Here is a 23,962-nt window from a genome sequence, read left to right as displayed (position 1 = left end):
GGGTCATGGAAGCGTGGCCGCGATCTTCGCCGAGCGCGACGCCGGGGCCAAGGAAAGCTACCGATGCAGCCATGCCGCGACGCAGGCAGGATCGCGGCTTCCCGCCGTCGACATCGCCCCCAGGAGCACCCCGATGAAGTTCTTCGCCGCGCTTGCCGCCACCCTGCTCGCCACCGCCTGCGCTGGCGTCGCCGCCCAGACCGACCCGGCGCTCGCCGCCGCCGCCAAGGAGCCCGGCGCGAACGTCTCGCCCAGCGGCCTGGTCTTCCGCTCGCTCAAGGACGGCACCGGCGCCAGCCCGGTGGCGACCGACAAGGTCAGGGTCCACTATCGCGGCACCTTCCCCGGTGGCAAGGAGTTCGACAGCTCGCTCGGCGGCAAGCCGGCCGAGTTTCCGCTCAACAAGGTGATCCGTTGTTGGACCGAGGGCGTGCAGAAGATGAAGGTCGGCGGCAAGGCCAGGCTGACCTGCCCATCGGCGCTGGCCTACGGCGAGCGCGGCGCCGGCGGCGTGATCCCGCCGAACGCGGTGCTGCAGTTCGAGGTCGAGTTGCTCGCCATCAACTGATCCGGCTGGCGACCCCGGCCGCCATCCGCGGGACAATCACGGCCACCCGGGCGGCGCCGCAGCGCGCCGTCGCCCATGCAACAGGAGTACCCATGGCACGCGCCATCATCAGGGCCACCGGCCTCTACACCCCGCCCGAAATCATCACCAACGCCGAGCTGGTGGTGGCCTTCAACGCCTACGCCGAGCGCATCAACCGCGAGCGCGCGGCCGAGATCGAGGCCGGCACCTTTACCGCGCTGACGCCGTCGAGCGAGGAGTTCATCGAGAAGGCCTCCGGCATCAAGCAGCGCTTCGTGCTCGAGAAGTCGGGCGTGCTCGACCCGAACCGCATGTACCCGCGCTTCAAGGAGCGCGCCGACGACGAGCTCTCGATCGAGGCCGAGATCGCGGTCCTCGCCGGCCGCGACGCGCTGGCCCGCGCCGACCGCGACCCGAAGGACGTCGACGGCGTGATCTGCTCCTCGGCCAACATGCAGCGCCCCTACCCGGCGATGGCCATCGAGATCCAGCAAGCGCTGGGCACCTCGGGCTGGGGCTACGACATGAACGTGGCCTGCTCCTCGGCCACCTTCGCGATCGAGGCCGCCGCCAATGCGGTCAAGAGCGGCAGCGCGCGCTCGGTGCTGGTGATCAGCCCCGAGATCACCTCGGCCCACCTCGAATGGCGCGACCGCGACTGCCACTTCATCTTTGGCGACGTCGCCACCGCGGTGCTGGTCGAGCGCGTCGAGGACGACGAGGCCTTCGACGGCTGGGAGATCCTCGGCACCCGCCTGATCACGCAGTTCAGCAACGCGATCCGCAACAACTTCGGCTTCATCAACCGCAGCGAGGACAGCGATCCCAACGCGCGCGACAAGACCTTCCGCCAGGAGGGCCGCAAGGTGTTCAAGGAGGTCTGCCCGATGGCGGCCGAGCACATCGAGGGCCACCTGAAGGACCTCGGCTTCACGCCCGCGACGGTGCGCCGCTTCTGGCTGCACCAGGCCAACCTCAACATGAACCTGCTGATCGCGCGCAAGCTGCTTGGCCACGACCCGAGCGCCGACGAGGCGCCGGTGATCCTCGACCAGTACGCCAACACCGCCTCGGCCGGCTCGATCATTGCCTTCCACCAGCACCAGGCCGACCTGAAGGCGGGCGAGGTGGGCGTGATCTGCTCCTTCGGCGCCGGCTACTCGATCGGCAGCGTGGTGGTGCGCAGGCACGCTGTTTGATCTGGCTCAGCATCAGGATCGCCGATGGGCCTCATTTGGCGCTAAGGTGGAGGCCGTGCGGACGGTCCGCGCCCTGACTTCCAGATCAAGGAGTGATTCATGAGCGACGCAGCGAATTCCACGACCGACAAGCTGATGCAGGACCTGAAGGTCGTGGTCGGCGACGCCGAGGCACTGCTCAAGGCCACTGCCGGTTCCGCCGGAGAGGGCGCCTCCGAACTGCGCCAGAAGGTCCAGACCAGCCTGGCCCAGGCCCGGCGCGACCTGCGCCACCTGGAGGAAGCTGCGATCGAGCGGGCCCGCGCCGCCGGGCGCGCCGCCGACGACTACGTGCACGACAACCCCTGGAAGGCGATCGGCGCCGCCGCCGGTGTCGGGCTGATCATCGGCCTGCTGATCAGCCGCCGTTGATGCGGCCCGCGCCGATGCCCGTGCGACCGGGGCCGCCTGCAGGGCCGAACTCCCTGCCGCAGGAACGGCGCGACGCGCCAAGGGTGCATCCATGAGCACCGGACTGCTGAACTCGCTCCGGCGCCTGGGCGCGACTGCGCTCGACCTGGTGCAGGTGCGGGTCGAGTTGCTGTCCACCGAGATCGAGCGCGAGAAGCTGCGGCTGATCAACACGCTGATCTGGATCGGCGCCGCCGTCGTGCTGGCCGGCACCGGGCTGGCGATGCTGGCGATGCTGGTCGCCGTGTACTTCTGGGACAGCTATCGGCTGACCGCGCTGTGCGTGCTGACGCTGGTCTACCTGGCCGGCGCGGTGGCGGCCGCCATCGTCGCCCGACGCCGCTGGCAGGCACCGGGTGGCGCCTTCGCGCTGACGGTCGAGGAGTTGCGACGCGACCAGCAGGCCTTGTCGGCAGCCACCGCCAGCCTGCGCGCCGCCGCGGCCGCCGGCGACTCGGCGCCGCAACCGCCGCAGCCCTGAGCGCCCGCAGTTCGATGCGCGCCCGAACCGAGGCCCTGGCCCTGCGCCAGCAGAACGTGCTGGCACGCAGTGCGGCCTTGCGCAGCCGTCTCGGCGAAGAGGCCGCCGCGCTCGAGCCCTCGCTCGTGATCGCCGATCGGCTTCGCCTCGGCGTGGCCTGGATGCGATCCCATCAGCTGCTGCTGGTCGGCACCGCGCTCGGTGTCGGCACGCTGCTGGTGATGCGGCGCCCGCGCATGGTGGTGGGCCTGGCCGGCACGCTGTGGTCGGCCTGGAACATTGCCAAGCGCAGCCTGCCGTGGCTGCAACTGGCGCGCGCGGTCTACACCGGTGCACCGCTGCCGCGGCGCGGCGCCGACGCGGCAGTGCAAGCCACGCACCCTCACCCCGGAGACAAGCCTTGACGACACTTCGCCGCCCCGACCTGACCAGCATCACCCTCGCCGTGCTGTTCATCGGCGCCCTGATCGTCGGTGCCTTCCTGATCCTGCAGCCCTTTCTGGGCGCCATGATCTGGGCCACGATGATCGTGGTCGCGACCTGGCCGATGCTGCTGTGGTTGCAGCGCAAGCTCTGGGGCCGGCGCAGCATTGCGGTCGCGCTGATGACGATCGCGTTGCTGCTGGTCTTCGTGGTGCCGCTGACGCTGGCGGTGGCCACCGTCGCCACTCACAGCGAGGAGATCGTCGAGACGGTGCGCTCGGTGGCCACCACCGCCTGGCCGGCGCTGCCCGAGCAACTGGCGCGGGTGCCGATCTTCGGGCCGACGCTCGTCGGCATCTGGCAGCAGGCCAGCCGGCTCGGCATCGGCGACGCCTTCAAGCAACTGCAGCCCTACGTGGCCGGCGTCTCCAAGTGGCTGGTCAGCGGCGCCGGCACCGCCGGCAACCTGCTGGTGCAGTTCCTGCTGACGCTGATCATCGCGGCGCTGATGTATGCCGGCGGCGAAGGCGCCGCCGCGGCCGTGCACCGCTTCGGTCGACGGCTCGGCGGCCAGCGCGGCGAGGATGCGGTCACGCTGGCCGGGCAGGCGATCCGCGGCGTGGCGCTCGGCGTCGGCGTCACGGCGCTGGTGCAGTCGGTGCTGGCCGGCATCGGCCTGGCCATCGCCGGCGTGCCGGCCGCTGGTCTGCTGACGGCCGTGGTCTTCATGCTCTGCATCGCCCAGCTCGGGCCGATCATCATCCTGCTGCCGGCCACGATCTGGCTGTTCTACCAGGATGCCACCGGCTGGGGTACCTTCCTGCTGGTCTGGACCATCGTCGTCGGCTCGCTCGACAACGTGCTGCGGCCGATCCTGATCAAGCGCGGCGCCGACCTGCCGCTGCTGCTGATCTTTGCCGGCGTCATCGGCGGCCTGCTGGCCTTCGGCCTGGTCGGCATCTTCGTCGGCCCGGTGGTGCTGGCGGTCGCCTACAAGCTGCTCAGCGCGTGGATGAACGAGCCGCCCGCGCCGGCCGAGCACTGAGCTTCAGGCCGTCTGCGCACGCGCGCCGAACAGGCGCCTGCACAGGCTGACACCGGCCAGCACCAGCCCGCCGGCGACGATGCCGACCAGCGCGTTGCCCAGCAAGGGTACGACGCTGCCGAGCACGCTGCCGGCGCTGGTGGCCAAGCCCTCGATCGCATGGTGCAGCGCCGGGATGCCATGCACCAGGATGCCGCCGCCGACCAGGAACATCGCCGCCGTGCCGAGCACCGACAGCAGCCGCATCAGGTGCGGTGCCAGCCCCACGATGCGCAGGCCCAGGCCGCGCTGAAGCCGCGCCCAGGCGCCGTCGCCGCTGCGACGGCTGAGCCAGAGCCCGGCGTCGTCGAGCTTGACGATGGCAGCCACCAGGCCGTAGACGCCGACCGTCATCAGCAGCGCGATGCCGGTCAGCACCGTGAACTGGCGGCCCAGCGTCTCGCCGGCGACCACGCCGAGGGTGATCGCGATGATCTCGGCCGACAGGATGAAGTCGGTGCGCACCGCGCCCTTGATCTTGGCCTTCTCGAGCGCGACCAGGTCGACGTTCTGGTCGACCAGCGCCTTCAGGTGCGCGTCGCGCTCGACCGCCTCGGACTTCGACTCCTCGTCGCTGCGATGCAGGAACTTGTGGGCCAGCTTCTCGAAGCCCTCGTAGCAGAGGAAGGCACCACCGATCATCAACAGCGGCGTCACGCCCCAGGGCGCGAAGGCGCTGATCGCCAGCGCCGCCGGCACCAGGATCGTCTTGTTGACGAAGGATCCCTTGGCCACCGCCCACACCACCGGCAGTTCGCGCTCGGCGCGCACGCCGGCCACCTGCTGGGCGTTGAGCGCGAGGTCGTCGCCGAGCACGCCGGCGGTCTTGCCGACCGCGACCTTGGTCATGGCCGAGACGTCGTCGAGGATGGTGGCGATATCGTCGAGCAGGACGAGCAGGCTGGTTCCGGCCATGGTGGATGCGGGTTCTCGGGAAGCGATGAGGGTTGGCGACGCACGCGCGGCGCGCCCGGGATCGTACCGGCCCCGCGGCCCGGCGTTTGCCGGCATGCTCGGGGCAAAGCAACGATCGGTGCCAACGGCACCTGCCCCCTGCGCGATGAAGACGGCGGAGTACCTCGCATTCGATGCCACGGCACTGGCCGGCCTCGTCGCGCGCGGCGAGGCCACGCCGGCCGAACTGCTCGACGCCGCGCTCGCGCAGATGGCGCGCGTGAATCCGGCGATCAACGCGGTGGTGGTCTCGCTCGAGGAACAGGCCCGGCGCCAGCTGGCCGGCCCCGGCCCGCTCGAGCGCCCGCCCAACGGCCCGCTAGGCGGGGTGCCGATGCTGATCAAGGACGCCGTCCAGCACTACGCCGGCACGCCGACCTCGGTCGGCAGCCGCGCCTTCGCGCTCCAGCCGGCGCAGCAGCATTCGGCCATCGCGCGGCGCCTGCTCGGCGCCGGCGCGCTGATCTTCGGCAAGACCAACTCGCCCGAGCTGGCGCTCAAGGGCGTGACCGACCCGCAGCTCTTCGGCCGCAGCAACAACCCCTGGAACCTGGAACACACGACCGGCGGCTCCAGCGGCGGCTCGGCGGCGGCGGTCGCGGCCGGCATCGTGCCGATGGCCGGCGCCAACGACGGCGGCGGCTCGATCCGGATCCCGGCCGCCTGCTGCGGCCTGTTCGGCCTGCGCCCGTCGCGCGGAAGGGTCAGCACCGCACCGCAGGCCGGCGAGATCTGGGAGGGCGCCTCGAGCGACCTGGTGCTCTGCCGCAGCGTGCGCGACGCCGCGCTCGCGCTCGATATCCTGGCCGGCCACGAGCCGAGCGACCCGATCCCGGCGCTGCCGCAGCCGCAAAGCTTTCGCGCGCTGGTGCAGCGTGCGCCGCGCTCGCTGCGGATCGGCTTCTCGACCGTCTCGCCGATCGGCTCGCCGGTCCACCCTGAAGCCGTCAAGGCGGTCGAGCAGACCGCAGCGCTGCTCGCCTCGCTTGGCCACGAGGTCAGCGAGGCGGCACCGGTCTACGACGGGCGCGAGCTGGCGCGCTGCTACCTGATGCTGTACTTCGGCCAGGTCGCCGCCGCCATGCGCGATGGCCTCGCGGCCGGCGCCTCGAACGCCGACTTCGAACTGCTGACGCGCGTGCTCGGCGCGCTCGGCGAAGCCACCAGCGCCGGCGCCTATGTGCGCAGCCACCAGCGCTGGAACGACTTCTCGCTGGCACTGGCCGAGTTCCACCGCCGGCATGACCTGTTCCTGACACCGACGCTCGCCCATCCGCCGATCCGCCACGGCCAGGGCGATCCGCCGCACTGGCAGCAGAACCTGCTCGCGCTGCTGCTCGGCAGCGGCGCGCTCGGCCTGCTCGCGCGGCTGGGCTGGCTGACCGGCACCATCGACCAGATCGCGCGCGACAACCTCATGTACGTACCCTTCACCCAGCTCGCCAACCTCACCGGCACGCCGGCGATGAGCGTGCCGCTGCACTGGTGCGCCGACGGACTGCCGCTGGGCGTGCAGTTCATCGGCCGCCTCGGCGACGAGGCCACGCTGCTGCAGCTCGCGGCCGAGCTCGAGGCCGCTCAACCCTGGTTCGATCGCGTGCCAGCGCTGGCCACGGCAGGTCTGGGCTGAGTTCATGGCCGCGACCGACCCGCGCCTCTACAGCGCCGCCGCCGAGCGCAATCGCGGCCCGATCCTCGAGGTGCTGCAACGGGTGCTGCCCGCCCACGGCAGCATGCTCGAGATCGCCAGTGGCAGCGGCCAGCATGCGCTGCATTTCGCGGCCGGCCTGCCCGGCTGGATCTGGCAACCGAGCGATGCCGATGCCTCGGCGCGCGCCTCGATCGCGGCTCACGCGGCCGCGGCCAAGCTGCCAAGGCTGCTGCCGCCGATCGCGCTCGATGTGTTGCAGCCATCCTCGGCAACGGCCGCAGCACTCGGTGTCTTCGACGCGGTCTTCTGCGCCAACCTGCTCCACATCGCGCCCTGGGCCGCCTGCGCCGGGTTGATGCAATTCGCTTCGCGGCACCTGCGACCTGCGGGCCGGCTGCTGGTCTACGGCCCCTTCATCGTCGAGGGCATCGACACCGCACCGAGCAATCTTGCCTTCGACCGCGACCTACGCTCGCGCGACCCGGCCTGGGGGCTGCGTCGCCTGGACGAGGTCGAGCGCGAGGCACGCGGCTCCGGCCTGCAAGCGCTCGAGCGCTTCGCCATGCCGGCCAACAACCAGCTCCTCGTCTTCGAGCGCGTGGCCTGAGGCGACAATCGCGCCCTCCCCGGACAGCCGCATGCACCAGCGCACCATCTTCGACACGCCGATCGTCAACACGCTGCTGCGTGGCTTCTCGATCGGCTTTCTCAAGCTCACCGGCTGGAAGGTCGAAGGCCAGCTGCCGCCCGGCGGCTACAAGTGCGTGCTGATCGCCGCGCCGCACACCAGCAACTGGGACCTGCCCTACACGCTGATGGTGTCCTTCGTGCTGCGCCTCAACGTCTACTGGATGGGCAAGGACACGCTCTTCAAACCGCCCTTCGCCGGTGTCATGAAATGGCTCGGCGGCATTCCGGTGCACCGGGACAAGTCCAGCAACCTGGTCGCCGCCTCGGCCGAGGCGATCAGGGAAGCCGACGGCCCGCTGGCACTGGTGGTGTCGCCCGAAGGCACGCGCAGCAAGACCAACTACTGGAAGACCGGCTTCTACTGGATCGCGGTCGGCGCCGAAGTGCCGATCGTGATGGCCTACATCGACTACGGACGCAAGGTGGCCGGCCTCGGGCCGGTGCTGGTGCCTACCGGCGAGGTCGAGCACGACATGCAGGTGGTCAAGGACTTCTACTCGACCATCCGCGGCAAGAACGCCAGGCAGTTCGAGGCATGACGATCCAAGCTCGCAACCCGTTGCACGGCATCACACTCGAGGCCATGCTGAACGAACTGGTCGAGCACTTCGGCTGGGATCAGCTTGGCCGCGAGATCACGATCCGCTGCTTCACCAGCGAACCGAGCATCGCGTCGAGCCTGAAGTTCCTGCGCAAGACGCCGTGGGCGCGCGAGAAGGTCGAGAGTCTCTACCTGTTCATGCTGCGCGAGCAGCGACGCAACGCGAGCCAGGATCGCTGATGGCCAGCCTCACGCAGATCGAGTTCGCGGTGCGCGGCGAGTACATCACCCTCGACGCGCTGCTCAAGGCGGCGGGCTTCGCCGGGAGTGGCGGTGCGGCCAAGGCGATGGTCGCCGCCGGCAAGGTGCAGGTCGACGGGCAGCAGGAACTGCGCAAGACCGCGAAGCTGCGCCCCGGCCAGGTGGTGGCACTGGCCGGGGCGCGGGTCCGGCTGGTGGCCGGATGAGACGAAGCCTGGGCGACGCTCAGCGCTTGCCGGCCAGCTTGATATCGCCGGCATCGACCGAGCCGCGCGCCGGCATCGAGCCGTTGATCTCCTGGTAGGCGAAGTCGAGTTCGCCGGCGGCGCGGGCACGCGCCAGTTCGGCGGTCACGATCGAGCGGCTGAACTGCCCGCTCGGCGTGGACTTCATCGCCACGACGGGCGGCATGCCGCCGATTTCGGCGGTGGCATGGTCGATCTCGCCGGCGGCGCGGGCGCGCTGCAGTTCGGCGGTGACTTCGGCACGCGTCAGCGGCGCGCTGCTCTGGGCCTGGGCGGCGATGGAAGCAAAAGCGGCGACGGCCAGGATCGACAGGGTGGCAATGGTCTTCACGGAGTTTCCTTTCGAGGGAGAAAGTGGAGGAGGCCGATGAAGACTAGTTTTTGCACCTCGCTGTCGTTAGCGACCTATTGCCGCCAGGGTGGTGACAAATTCACCTCTCAGCGCTCCTCGTCGAGCAGCCGCACCTTGATCTTGCGGCCCTTGACGGTGCCGGCGTTGAGCTTCTTCACCACCGCCTGCGCGATGCCGCGCTCGACCGCGAGGTAGGTGCTGAACTCGCCGATGTTGATCTTGCCGATCTGCGCGCCGGCGAAGCCCAGGTCCTTGGTCAACGCGCCGAGCAGGTCGCCGGCGCGAATCTTTTCCTTGCGGCCGCCGGCGATCTGCAGTGTCACCATCGGCGGCAGCAGCGGCCCGCCGGGCGCGGGCGTCAGCTCGGCGAGTTGATGCCATTCGGCCTCGGCACCCTGCATCACTTCGATGTTGCCGACGCGCCCCATCTCGTCGAGGCTGGCCAGGCTCAGCGCCCAGCCCTGCTCGCCGGCGCGGCCGGTGCGGCCGATGCGATGGGTGTGGATCTCGGCATCGGGCGTGACCTCGACGTTGATCACCGCCTCGAGTTGCGCGATGTCGAGCCCGCGCGCGGCGACGTCGGTCGCCACCAGCACCGAGCAGCTGCGGTTGGCGAACTGCACCAGCACCTGGTCGCGCTCGCGCTGGTCGAGGTCGCCGTGCAGCGCCAGCGCACAGACGCCCTGCGCCTTGAGCACCTCGCCCAGGTCGCGGCACTGGGCCTTGGTGTTGCAGAAGGCCAGCGTGCTCTGGGGCCGGTAATGCGCCAGCAGCAGCGAGACGGCATGCAGGCGCTCGTCCTCGCGCACCTGGTACCAGCGCTGGCGGATCGTGCCGGCGGCGTGCTGCTCGGCCACCTTCACGGTCTGCGGATCGCGCAGGAAGCGACGCGCGAGTTCGGCAATGCCCTCGGGGTAGGTCGCCGAGAACAGCAGCGTCTGGCGCTGCGCCGGGCAATGCTTGACCACCGCGACGATGTCGTCGTGGAAGCCCATGTCGAGCATGCGATCGGCCTCGTCGAGCACCAGGGTCTGCAGCGCCTTCAGTTCGAGGCTGCCGCGCTCCAGGTGGTCGAGCACCCGGCCCGGCGTGCCGACCGCGATCTGCGCGCCATGTTCGAGGCTCGATAGCTGGCCGCGCAGCGCAACGCCGCCGCACAGCGTCACGACCTTGATGTTGTCCTCGGCGCGCGCCAGGCGGCGGATCTCCTGCGTCACCTGGTCGGCCAGCTCGCGCGTGGGGCACAGCACCAGGGCCTGAGTCGCGAAGCTCTTCGCATCGAGGCGCTGCAGCAGCGCCAGCGCGAAGGCGGCGGTCTTGCCGCTGCCGGTCTTGGCCTGTGCGATCAGGTCCTTGCCGGCCAGTGCCAGCGGCAGGCTCGCGGCCTGGATGGCGGTCATCTCGGCATAGCCGAGCTGTTCGAGGTTGGCGAGCGCGGCGGCGCTCAGCGGCAGGGTCGAAAACGATGCGTTCATCCCGCATTATCGGGAAGGCATGTTCTTGACCGATGGCTACTGCACCAGCTCGAGGATCTCGATCTGCTCCGGCACCGTCTGGAAGGTGCCGGTGCCGGCCGGCATCGACATCAACGGCTTGAGGTTCGCATCGAACAGCCAGACGCTGGGATAGACCAGCTGGCGCGCGCGCTCGTCGCCGATGCTGCGCTGGAACTCGGCATAGGGCAGGCTCGCCCCACTGCCCTTGATGAACAGCGGCACGACACCCCCGTAGCGCAGCGAGCTGCGCAGGTCGACCACGATGTACTTGCGCTGGAACAGCGGCACCAGCTCGGCGGCGTTCCTGGTGAGGAAGGCCTCGTAGCGCCGGCAGTACGGGCACTCGGCCGCGCCGAGATAGACGTAGAGCGACTTGCCCTCCTGCCGGGCGCGGGCCTGCGCGGGGCCGAGATCGAACTCGGCGCGTTCGGGCAGCCCCGTGGCCTCGATCACCAGCGGCGCGTAGGCGCCCGGAATGCCGGCCGCCTGCGCCGCCCAAGCCACCAGGCCCAGCAGCAGTGCCAGCAGGCCGGCACGGCCGCGCTTCGGGCTCATGGCCGCAGTGCCGCTGCCGTTGGCGCTGCCGTCGTCGCTGTCGCCGCCGCGGCCTGGCCGGTGTCGACCCGCAAGGTGCCGACGAAGCGGCCTTCCTTGCTGTCCTCGGCCTCGACCTTCAACTCGCCCGGCCCCTGCGGCACGAAGTTGAACCTGAAGCTCGGGTTCTCGCTGACCGAGAAATCGAGATCGGCATCGAAGAGCTTGCGGCCGCCATAGCTGGCGCGGATCGAGCGCACGAAGTGCGGCGGGATGAACATCACCGTGATGTTGTTCAGCTCGAAGCCGGTGTCGTTGGGATGCACCACCGTCAACTCGACCGGCGTCGGTGCGCCGGCCTTGACGCCCTCGGGCAGCTTGAATTGCATCTTGCCGATGTTGTGCAGCTGGTCGCGGTTGGGCGGCGCCGAGCAACCGCCGGAAGTCTTGACGTAGCGCGAGTCCATGTGCAACTCGCCGTTGGAGAGCTCGGCGATCACGCGCACATGGCTGTACTCGTCGACCCGCAGCCGCGTCTCGAGATCGGCCTGGCCGATCTCGGGCGTCAGCTCGAAGGCGGCCGCCACCGGCGAAGGGTTCTTGTCGATCAACAGCGTCAGCCGCTTCACGTAGAGCGCGGGCGTCTGCGGCAGCAGCGAGACCACCTTGACCGGCACCGAGGCACCATAGGCCGCGCGCAGCGGCACGATGAGCTTGACGCGGCCCGAGTCGGTGGCGATCTCGCGCTGCTGGAACAACGCGGTGCGCAGCTTCTCCCATTCGGGCGAGGAGTCCGCGTGGCCCACGTTGCTCGGCAGGCCACCGACCGCGGCCAGCGCGGCGCCGCAACCCAGCGCCAGCGCCGCCGAGAGGGCGGTCCTGCGACCCGGAATCAAGGCCTTGCGATGCATCGGCGCTCTCCGTGCGGACTACTTGAACAACTGCTCGCGCTCGAGCCGCACGAACAGGATCGTGGCGTTGCGACGATGGGTCGACTCGACCTGGTCCCAGTCACCGAAGGCGGGCAGCGTGGCGGCGTCGGCCACCTCGCTGAGCGCGGTACCGGCGCCCAGCAACTCTAGCAGCCGGGCCTGGAGCGCGCCGAGGTAGCGCGCGTTGTCGGCGATCGCCGCCGGTGCCGCGACCGGCCCGTGACCGGGGACGATCTGCCGGACCGGCTGCCGACCCAGCGCCACCAGCGCCTTCTGCCAGCCGGCGACGTCGCTGTCGAGCAGGTCCGGAATGCGTCGGTTCTCGACCAGTCCGCCGGCGAAGAGCACGCCGGATTCGGCGTCGAGCAGCGCCACGTCGCCCGGACCGCTCGAGTGGCCGAGGAAGATCACCTGCAGCGGGCGGCCGATCAGCTCGAGTCCATGCGACTCGTCGAACTCCTGCTCGGGCTTGACGATCGCGGTGCCGCGCATCTCTTCCTCGCCGAGCGTGCGCTTCAGGTTCTTGAGGCAGGTCTCGCAGCGCGCCGCCATCAGCCGCGAAGCGAGCCGGTGCATGCGCACCGGGATGCCGCGCTCCTGGAAGGCCAGCGCGCCGAACAGGAACTCCTGCTTGGTCTGGGTCAGCAGCAGCAGCTTGATCGGTTGATCGGTGGTGCGCGCGATCGCCGCCAGCAGCGCCTGGCCGTGGCGGTAGGAGGTGCCGCTGTCGATCGCGACCACGCCCTGCGGCCCGACGATGAAGCCGGCATTGCCGATGCGTCCGCGGTTGGCCGGCTCGACCTCGCCGCCGCTGCCCGCAAGCATGTAGACGCCGGGCGCGATCCGCGTCACGGCTGCCGGCGGTTCGACGGCATCGGCCGCCATCGCCCGACCCGCCAGCCCGGCCAGCAGCAACAGCAGCCACGGCAGCAGCAATGCGGCCAGGGCCCGCCCGCCGACGGCTTCAGGTGAACGTCGATGTCGCACCGGGGTGATTCTGCGTGACAAGGCGCCGCGATCCGGCCGAGGCACCCTGCCCATGACTGACGTGTGCCTTCGACGCCAGGCTCGCTAGAGTGCACGCGGGCACCGCCAGTCCGGCGCGGCATCCACGAAACCTGCAGCAGTCCAGGAGGACCGATTGGAGCCCGACCTCATTTCCACCGAGTTTGCGGCCTGGTGGGCCGCGCTGCTGACCACGGTCTCCGCGCCCCGAGGCGCCTTGGCCGTCGGCGCCGAAGTGCTGGCCTTCGTGCTCGCGCTGCTCGGCGCCTATGCCCGCACCATGGTGCCGCTGCGCTGGCTGGCGGCTGCCGCCGGCGTGGCATCGCTGGTCTACGCCGTGCTCTATCCGGCGCCGGTGACGCTGATCACCGCGGGCATCCTGCTGCCGATCAACGTCTATCGGGTGATCGAGATCACGCGGCTGACCCGACACGTGCGACGCGCCTGCGTGGACGCCGACATGGCAGGCCTGTGGCTCAAGCCCTACATGCACGCGCTGCACCTGCAGCCGGGCCAGGTCCTGTTCAAGAAGGGCGACGAGGCCGATCGCCTGTACATGCTCGTCGAAGGCGAGGCGCAACTGGTGGAGATCGCCCAGGCCATCGAGCCGGGGCGCATCTTCGGCGAGATTGCGCTGTTCTCGCCCGAGAAGACGCGCACCCAGAGCGTGCGGGCATTGAGCGCCTGCACGCTGCTGGAGATCGAGGCCAGCACGGTCAAGGAGCTGTACTACCAGAACCCCGCATTCGGCTTTCACATGATCGAACTGCTGGTGGGGCGCCTCACCACCGACGTGCACCGGTTCGAGCGCCAGCTCGCGGCCGGCCAGGCGCAACCGAGCGCGTGAGCCGCGCTGGCGGCAGAACTGAACTTTCGGGCCGGACCCCGGGTCAGACCGGAGCTTGGGCGCAGGCCGTATGCTTGCGCCTTCTCCATGGAGCCTGATCGATGAAAAGCTGGTTGATTGCACTTTCCCTGGCCATCGGCGCGACGATGTCGCTGGCGCCGATCGATGCCGAGGCCAAGCGTCTGGGTGGCGGCAAATCGGCCGGCATGCAGCGCCAGGCGCCGGCCAAGCCGGCCGACAGCCCGAATGCGACCCCGGCCCAGCCGGCGCAGCCTTCCAACGCGGCCGCACCGGCAACCGCCGGGGCGGGCGCGGGTGCCGCGGCCGCCGGCAAGCGGTCCTGGATGGGTCCGATCGCCGGCATCGCCGCCGGCCTGGGCATTGCCGCACTGATGAGCCACCTCGGCATGGGCGAGGCCTTCGGCAACTTCCTGACCGTGCTGCTGCTGGCCGGCGTGGCCTTCTTCGTGATCCGCTGGCTGATGGGCCGCATGAGCAGCAAGCCGAACGCGGGCCCGCAACTGGCGGGCGCTGGTGCCGGGGCAGCGGCTCCAACCCGGCAGATCGACCTGCGACCCCAGCAGGGCACCGAGACGATGCAGCGCACCACCGCCGAGCCGGCGGCAGCTGCGCTGGCTCAGCCGACTGCCGCCGCGGCAGTGGCGGCGCGTCCCGAGGGCTTCGATGCCGAGGCCTTCGAGCGCATCGCCAAGATGATCTTCATCCGCCTGCAGGCCGCCAACGACGCCGGCGCAGTCGAAGACCTGCGCAAGTTCACGACGCCGGAGCTGTTTGCCTCGCTGCGCCTGGACCTGCAGGAGCGCCACGGCGCGGCCCAGCAGACCGACGTGCTGCAACTCGAGGCCAAGGTGGTCGACACCGCGCAGGAAGACGGCCAGTGGATCGCCACGGTGCGTTTCCGCGGCCTGATCCGCGAGCAGAGCGAGTCGGCGGCCGAGCCCTTCGATGAGCTGTGGCATCTGGTGCGTCCGCTCGACAACAGCCGCGAGTGGGCCATCGCCGGGATCACGCAAGCCGCGTGAACCCCTGAGGCGCAATGACGACGGCGGCTTCGGCCGCCGTTTTTCCTTGCAAGAATCCGCACTTCAGCAGCCCTAGCTACCGATTTCCCATGCCCACTTCGCTTCCGCCCGGCCTGCGCCGCCGCTCCCTGCTTGCCGCCGGCCTGGCCGGCGCCGCCGTCACCACCCTGCCCGGCTGCGCCGGCACGGCAGCCACCGACAAGGCGGCCGCGGCTGCTCCCGCAGCCGCTCCGGCCGGCGCGGTGCTGCAACCCAACGCCAACCTCTTCGCCCAGGGCATCACGCCGGTGCCGATGGCGCTGGTCACCAAGGTCGCGCCCTACACCGAGTTCCGCGGCCACGGCTTCGTCGACTGGCATCCGCAGCGCGATGAGATGGTGGTCGCCCATCGCCGCGCCGGCGCCAACACCGCGCAGCTGTTTCGCGTCGCCGCACCGCTGGCCGAGCCCGAGCAGCTGACCGACTTCGCCGACCCGGTGACCGAGGCCACGTTCGAGCCGCGCGCCGGCAAGTACCTCGTCTTCTCGCGCAGCAGTGGCGGCAACGAGGCCTACCAGCTCTACCGGCTCGACCTCGACGGTCGCGTCGTGACGCCGCTGACCAACCCCGACGAGCGCCACGAGGCACTCGGCTGGCTGCGCGGCAGCGGCCAGCTGATCCACAGCTCGGTGCCGCTCGACCGCACCGCACAGGGCGGCACCCGCGCCAACCCGAGCACCTCGATCTGGATCCTCGACCCGCTCAAGCCCGAGGGCCGGCGCAAGCTGGCCGAGCTGCCCGGCGTCGGTTGGTTCGGCGGCGTCGTCGCGCGCGACGACAAGCAGGTCGCGGTGGTGCGCTACATCTCGGCCAACGAATCGCAGATCTGGTTGCTCGACGTCGCCAGCGGTGCCTCGAAGCAACTGCTGCCGGCGGCCGGCGAGACGCTGCGCGCGAGCCACTTCCCGGCCGCCTTCGCGCCCGACGGCAAGAGCCTGTTCCTGAGCAGCGACCGCGCCAGCGAGTTCCGCGAACTGATGCGCCTGGACCTCGCCAGCGGCACGCTGCAGCGCGTCTCGGCGCACATTCCGTGGGACCTGTCGCGTGCCAGCCTGAGCGACGACGGCAGCCGCATCGCCGCCACCTTCAACGTCGACGCGCAGCAGGAACTGCGCCTCTTCGATGCCCGCAGCGGCAAGGAACTGCCGGCGCCGAAGCTGCCGGCCGGCAGCGTCAGCCAGCCCGAGTTCCACCCCGCCAGCGCCCGCCTGGCCTTCGCGCTCAACAGCGCGCAGAGCCCGAGCCAGCTGTTCACGCTCGACACCGGCGGCACCGTCAAGCAGTGGACCCGCGCCTACACGCCGCCCGGCATCGACACCGCGGCCTTCCCCGACCAGCGCATCGTGCGCTGGAAGAGCTTCGACGGGCTGCCGATCAGCGGCGTGCTGAGCATGCCGCCCAAGCGCTTCAAGGGCCCCCGCCCCGTGATCATGATGGTCCACGGCGGCCCCGAGGCGCAGGCCGACCTCGGCTTCATGGGGCGCTGGAACTATGTCGTCAACGAGCTCGGCATCGCGATCATCCAGCCCAACGTGCGCGGCTCGGCCGGTTACGGCAAGAGCTTCCTCGCGCTCGACAACGGCTTCAAGCGCGAGGACTCGGTCAAGGATCTCGGCGCGCTGCTCGACTGGATCAAGACCCAGCCCGAGCTCGACGCCTCGCGCGTGCTGGTCACCGGCGGCAGCTACGGCGGCTACATGAGCCTGGCCACCAGCGTGCACTACGCCGACCGCATTGCCGGCGCGGTCGACGTGGTCGGCATCAGCAACTTCGTCACCTTCCTCACCAACACCGAGAGCTACCGGCGCGACCTGCGCCGCGTCGAGTACGGCGACGAGCGCGACCCTGCGATGCGCGAGTTCCTCGAGAAGATCTCGCCGCTCAACAACGCCCAGAAGATCAGGAAGCCGCTGTTCGTGGTGCAGGGCAAGAACGACCCGCGGGTGCCGGTCACCGAGGCCGAGCAGATCGTCGCCAAGGTGCGTGCGCAGGGCACGCCGGTCTGGTACCTGCGCGCCGAGAACGAGGGTCACGGCTTCGCCCGCAAGGAGAACGCCGACTACCAGTTCTACGCGACGGTCGGCTTCCTCGAGCAGACCCTGCTGCGCTGATCGGCGCATCGACGCGAGGCGGCCATGGGCGTGCAGCTGAACCACACCATCATCTGGTGTCGTGACAAGCAGGCCTCGGCCGCCTTCCTCACCGGACTGCTTGGCCTGCCGGCCGCGGTGCCCTTCGGGCCGATGCTGGTCGTACGGCTCGACAACGATGTCTCGGTCGACTTCTACGAGAACGACGGCGAGATCTCGCTGCAGCACTACGCCTACCTGGTCAGCGAAGCCGAGTTCGATGCCATCTTCGCGCGCATACGCGAGCGCGGCCTGTCCTACTGGGCCGACCCGGCCAAGCTGCAGGCCGCCGAGATCTACCGGCTGCATGGCGGGCGCGGCGTGTACTTCGACGATCCCGACGGGCATCTGCTCGAGGTCATGACGCGGCCCTACCCGGTCGGTGCCGCCTAGGATTCGGTGATGGGCCTGCGCGCGCTGCCCCTGCCCGATGCGGTGTCCGGCCGCGTCTGGCTCGGCCCGATGCCGGGCCGCCTCGAGCCCTGGCCGGAGTTCCTGGACTTGGCGCGGGCTGCCGGGTTGACACAGGTGCTGTGCCTGACGCCACGCGACGAGCTGGCGCGACTCTCGCCCGCCTACGACACCGCGATCCGCACCGGCGCCCTGCCCTTTGCCTGGCAGCCGCTGCCGATGGATGACTACGGCCTGGCCGCCGACGCGGCCCGCTTCGTCGCCGGCATCGAGACCGCCGCGCTGGCGCTGGAGCGCGGCGAGGTGCTGCTGCTGCACTGCGCGGCCGGCATCGGCCGCACCGGCACCGCGGCCGCCTGCCTGCTCAAGCGCCTGGGCCTGCCCACCGAGCAGGCGTTGCGGCGCGTGCAGCAGGCCGGCTCGAACCCGCAGAGCGCGTTGCAGTCCGGCCTGATCGAGCGCTTCTGAGCGAGTGCCGATGGGAGTCGAGCCGGGCTTCGAGTGCCTGCACGAGGACGAGTCGCTGCTCGTCGTCCTCAAGCCCGCCGGGCTGCTGGCCGTACCCGGCCGCGGCGCCGACAAGGCCGACTGCCTGAGCGCCCGCGTGCAGGCGCGCTGGCCCGAGGCGCTGGTGGTGCACCGGCTCGACGAGGCGACGTCGGGCCTGATGCTGTTCGCACGCTCGCTCGAGATCCAGCGCGCGCTCGGCCGCGCCTTCGAGTCACGCGCGGTCGACAAGCGCTACGAGGCGATCGTCGGCGGCCACCTCGGGGCGCTCAATGCGGACGACGCCTGGGGCACGATCGACGCCCCGCTCGCGGCCGACTGGCCCAACCGGCCGCGCCAGCAGGTCGACGCGCGGCGCGGCAAGCCATCGCAGACGCGCTGGCGCTTGCGAGGCCACGCGCAAGGCCACACGCGCGTCGAACTGCAGCCGCTCAGCGGCCGCACCCACCAGCTGCGCGTGCACCTGGCCTGGCTCGGCCACCCGATCCTCGGCGACCGGCTCTACGCGCCGCCGGCGCTGCAGGCGGCGGCGCCGCGCCTGCTGCTGCATGCCACCGCGCTGGGCCTGGACCATCCGCGCAGCGGTGTGCCGCTGCGCTTCGCCAGCGCGGCGCCGTTCTGAACCCGGGCTCCCGCCCGGGGCACCGGCTCAGTCGGCAGCAAAGCAATAGAAGCGGCCGGCGCCGCCGACGCGCACCAGCGCCTCCTGGCTGCAGCCGGGCGTCTGGTGCGAGAAGTTCCACGAGGTGGCCCAGTTCTCGGGCAGCGGACCGACGCGGTCGTGGTGCCCGACGATCGCCGAACCCTCGCCGCTCTTGGTCCAGGCGCCGCAGGTGGTATCGGTCTGCGGCGCGAAGGCGGTGCCATCGGCGCGCGAGCCGGTCAGCATGTCGTGCTCGAGGGGCTTTTCGCCTCGCCCCGGCACCGCGTTGCCGCGTTCGTCGAGCGCGCTGGTCTTGCTGATGTTGTTGCCGTTGTGCAGATGACCGAGGTCGCGCGCGATCAACTCGCCCTTGGCATTGAACCAGGGGCCCTTGCCGATGCGGTCGCGCGCGTTGACCGAGGGCACGGCCGGGGTGGTGGCCGAGGCGAAGGCGCCGGGCACGCTGAGGTAGGCGCGCCAGGTCTTGGCACCCGCACCGGCCGCGCCGGCGAGCTTCTGGCACAGCGCGTCGGCGCCGGCCAGGCCACCGAGGTCGCCCCCCTTGCCGCTGCCGGTGCTGGTGACGAAGAAGCTCATCGGTCCGGTCGGTGGCTGGGTCGCACAGGCGGCCAACAGGGCAGCCGCCGCGGCACCCAGGGCCAGGACTCGCAGTTTGCGCATGGTCAGTCTCCTTCGGGATCGGGAACGAGGCTGCGTGTATACCGCGCGCGCCGGCGCAGCGTGGCTCAGGGTGTTCCCGGGCACCCGAGGCACTCGCGCGGCGCCGCCGTCGAGGGCCGCGCCAACTCGAGCACGCCACAGGCGCCGGGCAACCCTGCACCGGCGTCTCGAGCCGCTAGGCGCTGGCTATGCTCGCGCCCGCGCCGCGGCGCCCCGCCGGCAACATCACGCTCATCCCAGCCCCATGTCCAGATCCAGAATCACCGTGTCGCTCCTGAGTTCGGCCCTCGCGCTCGGCGCCGCCGCAGGCGCACTGGCGGCCAAGCCCTCAACGAGCGCACCCGCAACCAGCACGATGAACACCGCAGCGGCCGACAGCTCGCCGGACGGCGCCTTCGACGCCGTTGGCACCCGCTTCATCGAGGCGCTGTGGCGCGTCGATCCCGAGGCCGCCGTGGCCGCGGGCCGCTACGAACTGGCCTCGACGCTGCGCATTCCAGACGACGCCGCACGTGCCCGGCAACTGGCCTTCACCGAGGAGTGGCTGCAGACCTTCGGCCGCATCGACGCCACGCGGCTGTCGACGCGCCAGCGCACGGACCTCGGCCTGCTGCTTAACAAGCTCGAGTCGGACCGCTGGCACATCGGCAGCTTCCGCGAGCATCAGTGGAACCCGGCCGTCTACAACGTGGCCGGGCCGATCGACCTGATCCTCGCCACCGACTACGCCCCCAGGCCGCAGCGCCTGCGCGCGCTGCTCGCGCGCATCGACGCCATCCCGGCCTACTACCGCGCCGCCCGGGCCAGCCTCGATCGACCGACGCGGGAACACACGAAGCTGGCGATCGAGCAGGCACCCGGCGTGCTCGGCGTGCTGGCCGATCTGGGCAAGGCGGCCGAGGCTTCGACGCTGAGCCCCGCCGAGCGCAAGCTGTTCGCGCAGCGCCTGGCGGCGGCGAAGGCTGCGGTGCAGGACTATGCCGACTACCTCGTCGGGCTCGACCAGCGGCTCGCGACCGAGGGCAGCGCGCGCTCGTTTCGCATCGGCAAGGCGCTGTACGAGCCCAAGTTCGGCTTCGACATCCAGTCCGGCAGCAGTGCCGAGCAGACGTACCGCAAGGCGCTGGCCGCACGCGAGCAGTTGCTGACGCGCATGGACGCGCTCGCCGACGAGCTCTGGCCCAAGGTGATGGGCGATGCGCCCAGGCCAGCCGATCGCACGCAGAAGATCGGCCTGGTGATCGAGCGGCTCTCGGCCCGGCATGTGGCGCGCGAGGACTTCTTCAAGGAGATCCGGCGCCAGATCCCGGAGCTGCAGGACTGGGTGGTCCGCAACGACCTGCTGACGATGGATCCGAAGAAGCCGCTGGTGGTGCGCGAGACGCCGCTCTACCAGCGCGGCGTGGCCGGCGCGGGCATCGAGGCGCCCGGCCCCTACCGGCCGCAGGACCGCACCTACTACAACGTCACGCCCTTCGACGGTCTCAGCGCCGCCCAGGCCGAAAGCAACCTGCGCGAATACAACCACTGGATCCTGCAGATCCTCAACATCCACGAGGCCATCCCCGGCCACTACACGCAGCTGGTTTACGCCAACAAGTCGCCGTCGCTGGTGAAGTCGCTGTTCGGCAACGGCGCGATGGTCGAGGGCTGGGCGGTCTACAGCGAGCGGATGATGCTGGAGTCGGGCTACGGCGAGCACGCACCCGAGATGTGGCTGATGTACAGCAAGTGGAACCTGCGCAGCGTCACCAACACCATCCTCGACTACAGCGTGCATGTGCTCGGCATGAGCGAGGCCGAGGCGATGGACCTGCTGACGCGCCAGGCCTTCCAGACCGAGGAAGAGGCGCGCGGCAAATGGAGGCGCGTGCAGCTCAGCTCGGTGCAACTGACCAGCTACTTCAGCGGCTACAGCGAGATCATGGCGCTGCGCGAACAGCGCAAGCAGGCGCTCGGCGAGAAGTTCAGGCTCAAGGACTTCCACGAGCAGCTGCTCGGCTACGGCAGCGCGCCGGTGCGCGTGATCCGGGAGCTGATGCTGCAGTAGCGGGCGCGCTAGGCACCGTCGCGCGGCGGGCCTGTCTTATGATGATTCGCGATGTCCTTCGCGCGCACCAAGGTCCTGCAGCCACGCCCGCGCGCCGGGCTGCTGATGGCACGACCACGGCTAGAGCAGGCACTGCTGGCAGCACTCGACAGCCATCGCGCGCTGCTCGTCTGCGCCCCGGCCGGCTACGGCAAGACGGCGATGCTGGGCCGCGCGATCGAGCAGCTGCCGGCCGGCCATGCCGCGGCCTGGGTCTCGCTCGACGAGGGTGACGACCTGCACCGGCTGCTGGCCTGCCTGATGGCCGCGCTCGAGCCCTTCGACCCGCCGTGGCGCACCTCTCCCGAGGGCCTGATGACCGCCGCGACCCGGCCCGGCGGCAACGCCCGGCAGGCGGTCGCCGCCGAGATCGTCAACACCCTCGACGCCTGCGACGTGGCGCACGGCGTGATCGTGCTCGACGACCTGCACCATCTGCACGACGAGGCCAGCATCGCCTTCCTCGACCACTGGCTGCAGCGCATGAGCCCGCGCTGGACGGTGGCGATGGCGGCGCGCCACGAGCCGCCGCTGCGGCTGGCGCGCTTGCGCGCGGCCGGCGAACTGATCGACTTCGGCGAGTCGCAGCTGCGCTTCGCGCGCGACGAGGTGCGCTCGCTGGTGGCCGGCGCCGGCATCGACGCCGAGGCCGCCGACGCGCTGCATGCGCGCACCGCCGGCTGGGCCGCCGGCCTGCGGCTGGCACTCAACGGCGCCCGCGGCGGCAGCGCCGGCAGCACGATCGACCGCCAGGCCTTCGACTTCCTCGCCACCGAGGTACTGGCGCGCATCGACCCCGCGCTGCGCGAGTTCCTGTTGCTGTCCTGCGTGCTGCCCGAGCTCGACGCGGCGCGCTGCGCCTTCGTCACCGGCATCGCGCAGCCGGCGCGCTGGCTCGAGCAGATCGAACGGCTCGGGCTGTTCGCGACCGTGGTCGAGGACGACGCCACGCCGACGCTGCGCCTGCACGAGCTGTTCCGCGAGGCGCTGCAACACCGGCTGCGGCTCGAGCGACCCGACGAATGGCCGCTGCTGCTGGCGCGCGCGGCCGAGGTCGAGCCGGACCCGGTGCGGCGCCAGGCGCTGCTGCTGGCGGCCGGCCGGCCCGAGCAGGCAGCGCAGTCGCTGCGCGCCGGCGGCGCCAGCATGCTGATCACCCAGGGCGGCATCGAGACCCTGCTCGGCCTGTGCCGCCAGTTCCCGCCCGAGTTCGCCGCCACCAGCCCCGAGTTGCAGCACGTTGCGGGCATGGCCAAGTGGACGGTCTGGGACGCCCGCGCCGCCGAGCGTCACTTCACGCTGGCCGATGCGCTGTTCGGCGCGCGCGGCGACCCGGTTGCGGCGCAGATCGCGCGCGGCCAGCGTGCGATCACGCTGATCGGCCTCGGCCGGCTCGGCGACGCCGGCGCGCTGATCGCCTCGCTGTTCGAGCAGCCGCTGGCCGGCGAGGCGCGCATCGTCGCGCTGCTGGCGCGCACCTGGCACACGATGGAGTGCGGCGCCTTCGACGCGGTGGCGCCCTGCTTCGAGGCGCTGGTGGACGCGCTCGAGGAACGGCCCAGCATCGACAGCTGGTTCTACGGCGTGCCACCGCCGCGCCAGACACCCTGCCGCGGCATCGAGCCGGCGCTGGCGCGCTGGGCCGCCGGTGCGATGGCGGTGGCCGGCGACCGCCCGCTGCCGCTGCGCACCTCGGCGCTGCACACCCGCGCCTGGCTCGCCCTGTGGCAGGGCCGGCTCGACGAATGCGGCGAGTTGCTGGAGCGCGCCGAGGCCGACGCCCAGTGGGTCGGCCAGCATGTGGTCGCGCGCAGCCACGGGCTGGCGCTGCGCGCGATGCTGGCGGCGCTGCGCGGCGAGCGTGAGACTGCGCTGCAGGCAATGCGCACCCGCATCGGCGAGCACCCGGACAGCTACGGCGACTGGGGCCTGTGGCATCTGCTGTTCTTCGCCTGCCGCGTCGCCTCGGCCTGCGCCGACGCGGCCTCGCTGCGCGAGTGGCTGCAGCGCCTGCTCGCGCTGCAACCCGGGCTGCCCGACGCCGACGCGGCGCGGCTGCGTCCGTCGCAGGCCATGCAGGGCACGCTGGCGGCGCTCGAAGGTCGGCGCGCGCAGGCGATCGCGCTGTGGCGCGCGGCACTCGAACACGAGGAGCAGATCGACCTGCTCGGCCAGGCCGGCGACGTGCGCGCACGGTTGGCGCTGGCGCTGGCGCAGGAGCAGCAGCCGCAGCAGGCGGCCGCGGTGCTGGCGCCGCTGCTGGACAAGCCCGAGGCGCGTCCGGGTGGCACGCTGCTGGCCGCCGACGCGCTCTGCGCGCTGGCGGCGCTGCGCTGGAAAGAGTTGCTCGACGGTCGGCAGCAGGCCCTGCTCGCGCGCTGGGCCGAATCGCTGCAGGGCCGGCGCGATGCGGCCTGCTGCGCGCAGCTGGACGCCGACTGCGCAGCGCCGACCGCGCGGGCGTCCGCCGCCGAGGGTCCGCTGAGCACGCGCGAACTCGAGGTGCTGGCGCAGATCGCCGACGGTGCGAGCAACAAGCTGATCGCGCGTTCGCTCGACCTGAGCCCGCACACCGTCAAGCGCCATGTGGCCCACATCCTCGGCAAGCTCGACCTCGCCTCGCGCGGCCAGGCCGCGGCCTGGTACCACGCCGAAGCGGCCGCGGCGCTGCGCCGGCCGCGCTGAG

26 protein-coding genes are annotated in these 23,962 nt (G+C 71.0%); 19 read left to right on the top strand and 7 right to left on the bottom strand.

Translation table 11 applies throughout. The annotated features are described in order from the left end of the window. Positions 1-133: 133 nt before the first annotated feature. The 6 genes from EV670_RS05110 (at position 134) to ydiK (ending at position 4,187) form a co-directional block, all read left to right on the top strand. Positions 134-568, top strand: coding sequence for an FKBP-type peptidyl-prolyl cis-trans isomerase (locus EV670_RS05110; protein WP_130430698.1), 435 nt, complete (start codon positions 134-136; stop codon positions 566-568). A gap of 92 nt (positions 569-660) precedes the next feature. Beyond that, complete coding sequence (locus EV670_RS05105) at positions 661-1,788, top strand: beta-ketoacyl-ACP synthase III (RefSeq protein ID WP_130430697.1); 1,128 nt, start codon at positions 661-663, stop codon at positions 1,786-1,788. Positions 1,789-1,887: 99 nt separating this feature from the next. Beyond that, on the top strand, positions 1,888-2,199 hold the full coding sequence (locus EV670_RS05100) for an ElaB/YgaM/YqjD family protein (RefSeq protein ID WP_130430696.1): 312 nt from the start codon (positions 1,888-1,890) through the stop codon (positions 2,197-2,199). Between the two features lie 91 nt (positions 2,200-2,290). Then, complete coding sequence (locus EV670_RS05095; protein ID WP_130430695.1) at positions 2,291-2,719, top strand: phage holin family protein; 429 nt, start codon at positions 2,291-2,293, stop codon at positions 2,717-2,719. A gap of 14 nt (positions 2,720-2,733) precedes the next feature. Further along, positions 2,734-3,123, top strand: a complete 390-nt coding sequence (locus tag EV670_RS05090) for a YqjK family protein (protein WP_130430694.1) — start codon at positions 2,734-2,736, stop codon at positions 3,121-3,123. After that, positions 3,120-4,187, top strand: coding sequence for an AI-2E family transporter YdiK (ydiK, locus tag EV670_RS05085; protein ID WP_130430693.1), 1,068 nt, complete (start codon positions 3,120-3,122; stop codon positions 4,185-4,187). The genes EV670_RS05090 and ydiK overlap by 4 nt, the downstream gene beginning before the upstream one ends. 3 nt (positions 4,188-4,190) lie before the next feature. On the opposite strand, the gene EV670_RS05080 is transcribed toward ydiK, so the two are convergent. Then, positions 4,191-5,141 (bottom strand): DUF808 domain-containing protein, encoded by a 951-nt coding sequence (locus EV670_RS05080; protein ID WP_130430692.1) that lies wholly within the window; start codon positions 5,139-5,141, stop codon positions 4,191-4,193. Between the two features lie 145 nt (positions 5,142-5,286). Between EV670_RS05080 and EV670_RS05075 the strand changes: the two genes are divergently transcribed. From EV670_RS05075 to EV670_RS05055, 5 genes are read left to right on the top strand one after another with little or no spacing between them, the layout of a single operon-like run. After that, on the top strand, positions 5,287-6,810 hold the full coding sequence (locus tag EV670_RS05075) for an amidase (RefSeq protein WP_130430691.1): 1,524 nt from the start codon (positions 5,287-5,289) through the stop codon (positions 6,808-6,810). A 4-nt stretch (positions 6,811-6,814) separates the two neighbouring features. Continuing rightward, positions 6,815-7,438, top strand: a complete 624-nt coding sequence (locus tag EV670_RS05070; protein WP_130430690.1) for a DUF938 domain-containing protein — start codon at positions 6,815-6,817, stop codon at positions 7,436-7,438. 31 nt (positions 7,439-7,469) lie between these two features. Further along, entirely contained in the window at positions 7,470-8,060 is a 591-nt protein-coding gene (locus EV670_RS05065; protein WP_130430689.1) for a lysophospholipid acyltransferase family protein, read from the top strand. Beyond that, entirely contained in the window at positions 8,057-8,302 is a 246-nt protein-coding gene (locus EV670_RS05060; RefSeq protein WP_130430688.1) for a VF530 family protein, read from the top strand. The genes EV670_RS05065 and EV670_RS05060 overlap by 4 nt, the downstream gene beginning before the upstream one ends. Continuing rightward, complete coding sequence (locus EV670_RS05055; protein ID WP_130430687.1) at positions 8,302-8,529, top strand: RNA-binding S4 domain-containing protein; 228 nt, start codon at positions 8,302-8,304, stop codon at positions 8,527-8,529. The genes EV670_RS05060 and EV670_RS05055 overlap by 1 nt, the downstream gene beginning before the upstream one ends. A gap of 19 nt (positions 8,530-8,548) precedes the next feature. Here the strand turns inward: EV670_RS05055 and EV670_RS05050 are convergent, their stop codons facing one another. The 5 genes from EV670_RS05050 to EV670_RS05030 all read right to left on the bottom strand — a co-directional run bounded on the left by EV670_RS05050 (position 8,549) and on the right by EV670_RS05030 (position 12,890). Then, positions 8,549-8,899, bottom strand: a complete 351-nt coding sequence (locus tag EV670_RS05050; protein ID WP_130430686.1) for a DUF4148 domain-containing protein — start codon at positions 8,897-8,899, stop codon at positions 8,549-8,551. Positions 8,900-9,006: 107 nt separating this feature from the next. Next, positions 9,007-10,395, bottom strand: a complete 1,389-nt coding sequence (gene dbpA, locus EV670_RS05045; RefSeq protein WP_130430685.1) for an ATP-dependent RNA helicase DbpA — start codon at positions 10,393-10,395, stop codon at positions 9,007-9,009. 36 nt (positions 10,396-10,431) lie between these two features. Further along, a complete protein-coding gene (locus tag EV670_RS05040) occupies positions 10,432-10,971 on the bottom strand; it encodes a thioredoxin domain-containing protein (RefSeq protein ID WP_130430684.1) in 540 nt (179 codons plus the stop codon). After that, on the bottom strand, positions 10,968-11,861 hold the full coding sequence (locus EV670_RS05035; protein WP_130430683.1) for a quinoprotein dehydrogenase-associated SoxYZ-like carrier: 894 nt from the start codon (positions 11,859-11,861) through the stop codon (positions 10,968-10,970). Before EV670_RS05035 ends, EV670_RS05040 begins: the two co-directional genes overlap by 4 nt. A gap of 18 nt (positions 11,862-11,879) precedes the next feature. Continuing rightward, a complete protein-coding gene (locus tag EV670_RS05030) occupies positions 11,880-12,890 on the bottom strand; it encodes an MBL fold metallo-hydrolase (protein WP_130430682.1) in 1,011 nt (336 codons plus the stop codon). 133 nt (positions 12,891-13,023) lie between these two features. Between EV670_RS05030 and EV670_RS05025 the strand changes: the two genes are divergently transcribed. The 6 genes from EV670_RS05025 (at position 13,024) to EV670_RS05000 (ending at position 18,485) form a co-directional block, all read left to right on the top strand. Then, positions 13,024-13,734, top strand: coding sequence for a Crp/Fnr family transcriptional regulator (locus tag EV670_RS05025; protein ID WP_130430681.1), 711 nt, complete (start codon positions 13,024-13,026; stop codon positions 13,732-13,734). A 101-nt stretch (positions 13,735-13,835) separates the two neighbouring features. Further along, positions 13,836-14,777, top strand: a complete 942-nt coding sequence (locus tag EV670_RS05020; RefSeq protein WP_130430680.1) for a Tim44 domain-containing protein — start codon at positions 13,836-13,838, stop codon at positions 14,775-14,777. Between the two features lie 89 nt (positions 14,778-14,866). Beyond that, positions 14,867-16,927, top strand: a complete 2,061-nt coding sequence (locus EV670_RS05015) for a S9 family peptidase (protein WP_130430679.1) — start codon at positions 14,867-14,869, stop codon at positions 16,925-16,927. A 24-nt stretch (positions 16,928-16,951) separates the two neighbouring features. Then, the gene (locus EV670_RS05010; RefSeq protein WP_130430678.1) at positions 16,952-17,338 is read left to right on the top strand and encodes a VOC family protein; all 387 of its coding nucleotides are present in this window, start codon (positions 16,952-16,954) and stop codon (positions 17,336-17,338) included. Positions 17,339-17,347: 9 nt separating this feature from the next. Next, positions 17,348-17,824, top strand: a complete 477-nt coding sequence (locus EV670_RS05005) for a protein-tyrosine phosphatase family protein (RefSeq protein ID WP_130430677.1) — start codon at positions 17,348-17,350, stop codon at positions 17,822-17,824. A 10-nt stretch (positions 17,825-17,834) separates the two neighbouring features. Further along, positions 17,835-18,485, top strand: a complete 651-nt coding sequence (locus tag EV670_RS05000) for an RluA family pseudouridine synthase (RefSeq protein WP_130430676.1) — start codon at positions 17,835-17,837, stop codon at positions 18,483-18,485. A 27-nt stretch (positions 18,486-18,512) separates the two neighbouring features. On the opposite strand, the gene EV670_RS04995 is transcribed toward EV670_RS05000, so the two are convergent. Beyond that, positions 18,513-19,187 (bottom strand): hypothetical protein, encoded by a 675-nt coding sequence (locus EV670_RS04995; RefSeq protein ID WP_130430675.1) that lies wholly within the window; start codon positions 19,185-19,187, stop codon positions 18,513-18,515. 244 nt (positions 19,188-19,431) lie between these two features. Here EV670_RS04995 and EV670_RS04990 point away from each other — a divergent pair, with 244 nt between their 5' ends. Together EV670_RS04990 and EV670_RS04985 are read left to right on the top strand one after the other, a co-directional pair. Next, entirely contained in the window at positions 19,432-21,237 is a 1,806-nt protein-coding gene (locus tag EV670_RS04990) for a DUF885 domain-containing protein (RefSeq protein WP_130430674.1), read from the top strand. A 51-nt stretch (positions 21,238-21,288) separates the two neighbouring features. Continuing rightward, positions 21,289-23,961, top strand: coding sequence for a helix-turn-helix transcriptional regulator (locus EV670_RS04985; RefSeq protein ID WP_130430673.1), 2,673 nt, complete (start codon positions 21,289-21,291; stop codon positions 23,959-23,961). The last annotated feature ends 1 nt before the right edge of the window (position 23,962 follow it).

The sequence above is a fragment of the Rivibacter subsaxonicus genome, assembly GCF_004217215.1.
GTDB classification, from domain to species: Bacteria; Pseudomonadota; Gammaproteobacteria; order Burkholderiales; family Burkholderiaceae_C; genus Rivibacter; species Rivibacter subsaxonicus.
The sequence above is the reverse complement of the archived record's forward strand: the minus strand, read 5'-3'. Positions and strand labels throughout refer to the sequence as shown.

Bases quoted from the DNA above. Each gene is read 5' to 3' on its own strand.
- EV670_RS05110 (WP_130430698.1), top strand. From the start codon at position 134: ATGAAGTTCTTCGCCGCGCTTGCCGCCACCCTGCTCGCCACCGCCTGC.
- EV670_RS05105 (WP_130430697.1), top strand. From the start codon at position 661: ATGGCACGCGCCATCATCAGGGCCACCGGCCTCTACACCCCGCCCGAA.
- EV670_RS05100 (WP_130430696.1), top strand. From the start codon at position 1,888: ATGAGCGACGCAGCGAATTCCACGACCGACAAGCTGATGCAGGACCTG.
- EV670_RS05095 (WP_130430695.1), top strand. From the start codon at position 2,291: ATGAGCACCGGACTGCTGAACTCGCTCCGGCGCCTGGGCGCGACTGCG.
- EV670_RS05090 (WP_130430694.1), top strand. From the start codon at position 2,734: ATGCGCGCCCGAACCGAGGCCCTGGCCCTGCGCCAGCAGAACGTGCTG.
- EV670_RS05080 (WP_130430692.1), bottom strand. From the start codon at position 5,141: ATGGCCGGAACCAGCCTGCTCGTCCTGCTCGACGATATCGCCACCATC.
- EV670_RS05075 (WP_130430691.1), top strand. From the start codon at position 5,287: ATGAAGACGGCGGAGTACCTCGCATTCGATGCCACGGCACTGGCCGGC.
- EV670_RS05070 (WP_130430690.1), top strand. From the start codon at position 6,815: ATGGCCGCGACCGACCCGCGCCTCTACAGCGCCGCCGCCGAGCGCAAT.
- EV670_RS05065 (WP_130430689.1), top strand. From the start codon at position 7,470: ATGCACCAGCGCACCATCTTCGACACGCCGATCGTCAACACGCTGCTG.
- EV670_RS05060 (WP_130430688.1), top strand. From the start codon at position 8,057: ATGACGATCCAAGCTCGCAACCCGTTGCACGGCATCACACTCGAGGCC.
- EV670_RS05055 (WP_130430687.1), top strand. From the start codon at position 8,302: ATGGCCAGCCTCACGCAGATCGAGTTCGCGGTGCGCGGCGAGTACATC.
- dbpA (WP_130430685.1), bottom strand. From the start codon at position 10,395: ATGAACGCATCGTTTTCGACCCTGCCGCTGAGCGCCGCCGCGCTCGCC.
- EV670_RS05040 (WP_130430684.1), bottom strand. From the start codon at position 10,971: ATGAGCCCGAAGCGCGGCCGTGCCGGCCTGCTGGCACTGCTGCTGGGC.
- EV670_RS05035 (WP_130430683.1), bottom strand. From the start codon at position 11,861: ATGCATCGCAAGGCCTTGATTCCGGGTCGCAGGACCGCCCTCTCGGCG.
- EV670_RS05020 (WP_130430680.1), top strand. From the start codon at position 13,836: ATGAAAAGCTGGTTGATTGCACTTTCCCTGGCCATCGGCGCGACGATG.
- EV670_RS05015 (WP_130430679.1), top strand. From the start codon at position 14,867: ATGCCCACTTCGCTTCCGCCCGGCCTGCGCCGCCGCTCCCTGCTTGCC.
- EV670_RS05010 (WP_130430678.1), top strand. From the start codon at position 16,952: ATGGGCGTGCAGCTGAACCACACCATCATCTGGTGTCGTGACAAGCAG.
- EV670_RS05005 (WP_130430677.1), top strand. From the start codon at position 17,348: ATGGGCCTGCGCGCGCTGCCCCTGCCCGATGCGGTGTCCGGCCGCGTC.
- EV670_RS05000 (WP_130430676.1), top strand. From the start codon at position 17,835: ATGGGAGTCGAGCCGGGCTTCGAGTGCCTGCACGAGGACGAGTCGCTG.
- EV670_RS04995 (WP_130430675.1), bottom strand. From the start codon at position 19,187: ATGCGCAAACTGCGAGTCCTGGCCCTGGGTGCCGCGGCGGCTGCCCTG.
- EV670_RS04990 (WP_130430674.1), top strand. From the start codon at position 19,432: ATGTCCAGATCCAGAATCACCGTGTCGCTCCTGAGTTCGGCCCTCGCG.
- EV670_RS04985 (WP_130430673.1), top strand. From the start codon at position 21,289: ATGTCCTTCGCGCGCACCAAGGTCCTGCAGCCACGCCCGCGCGCCGGG.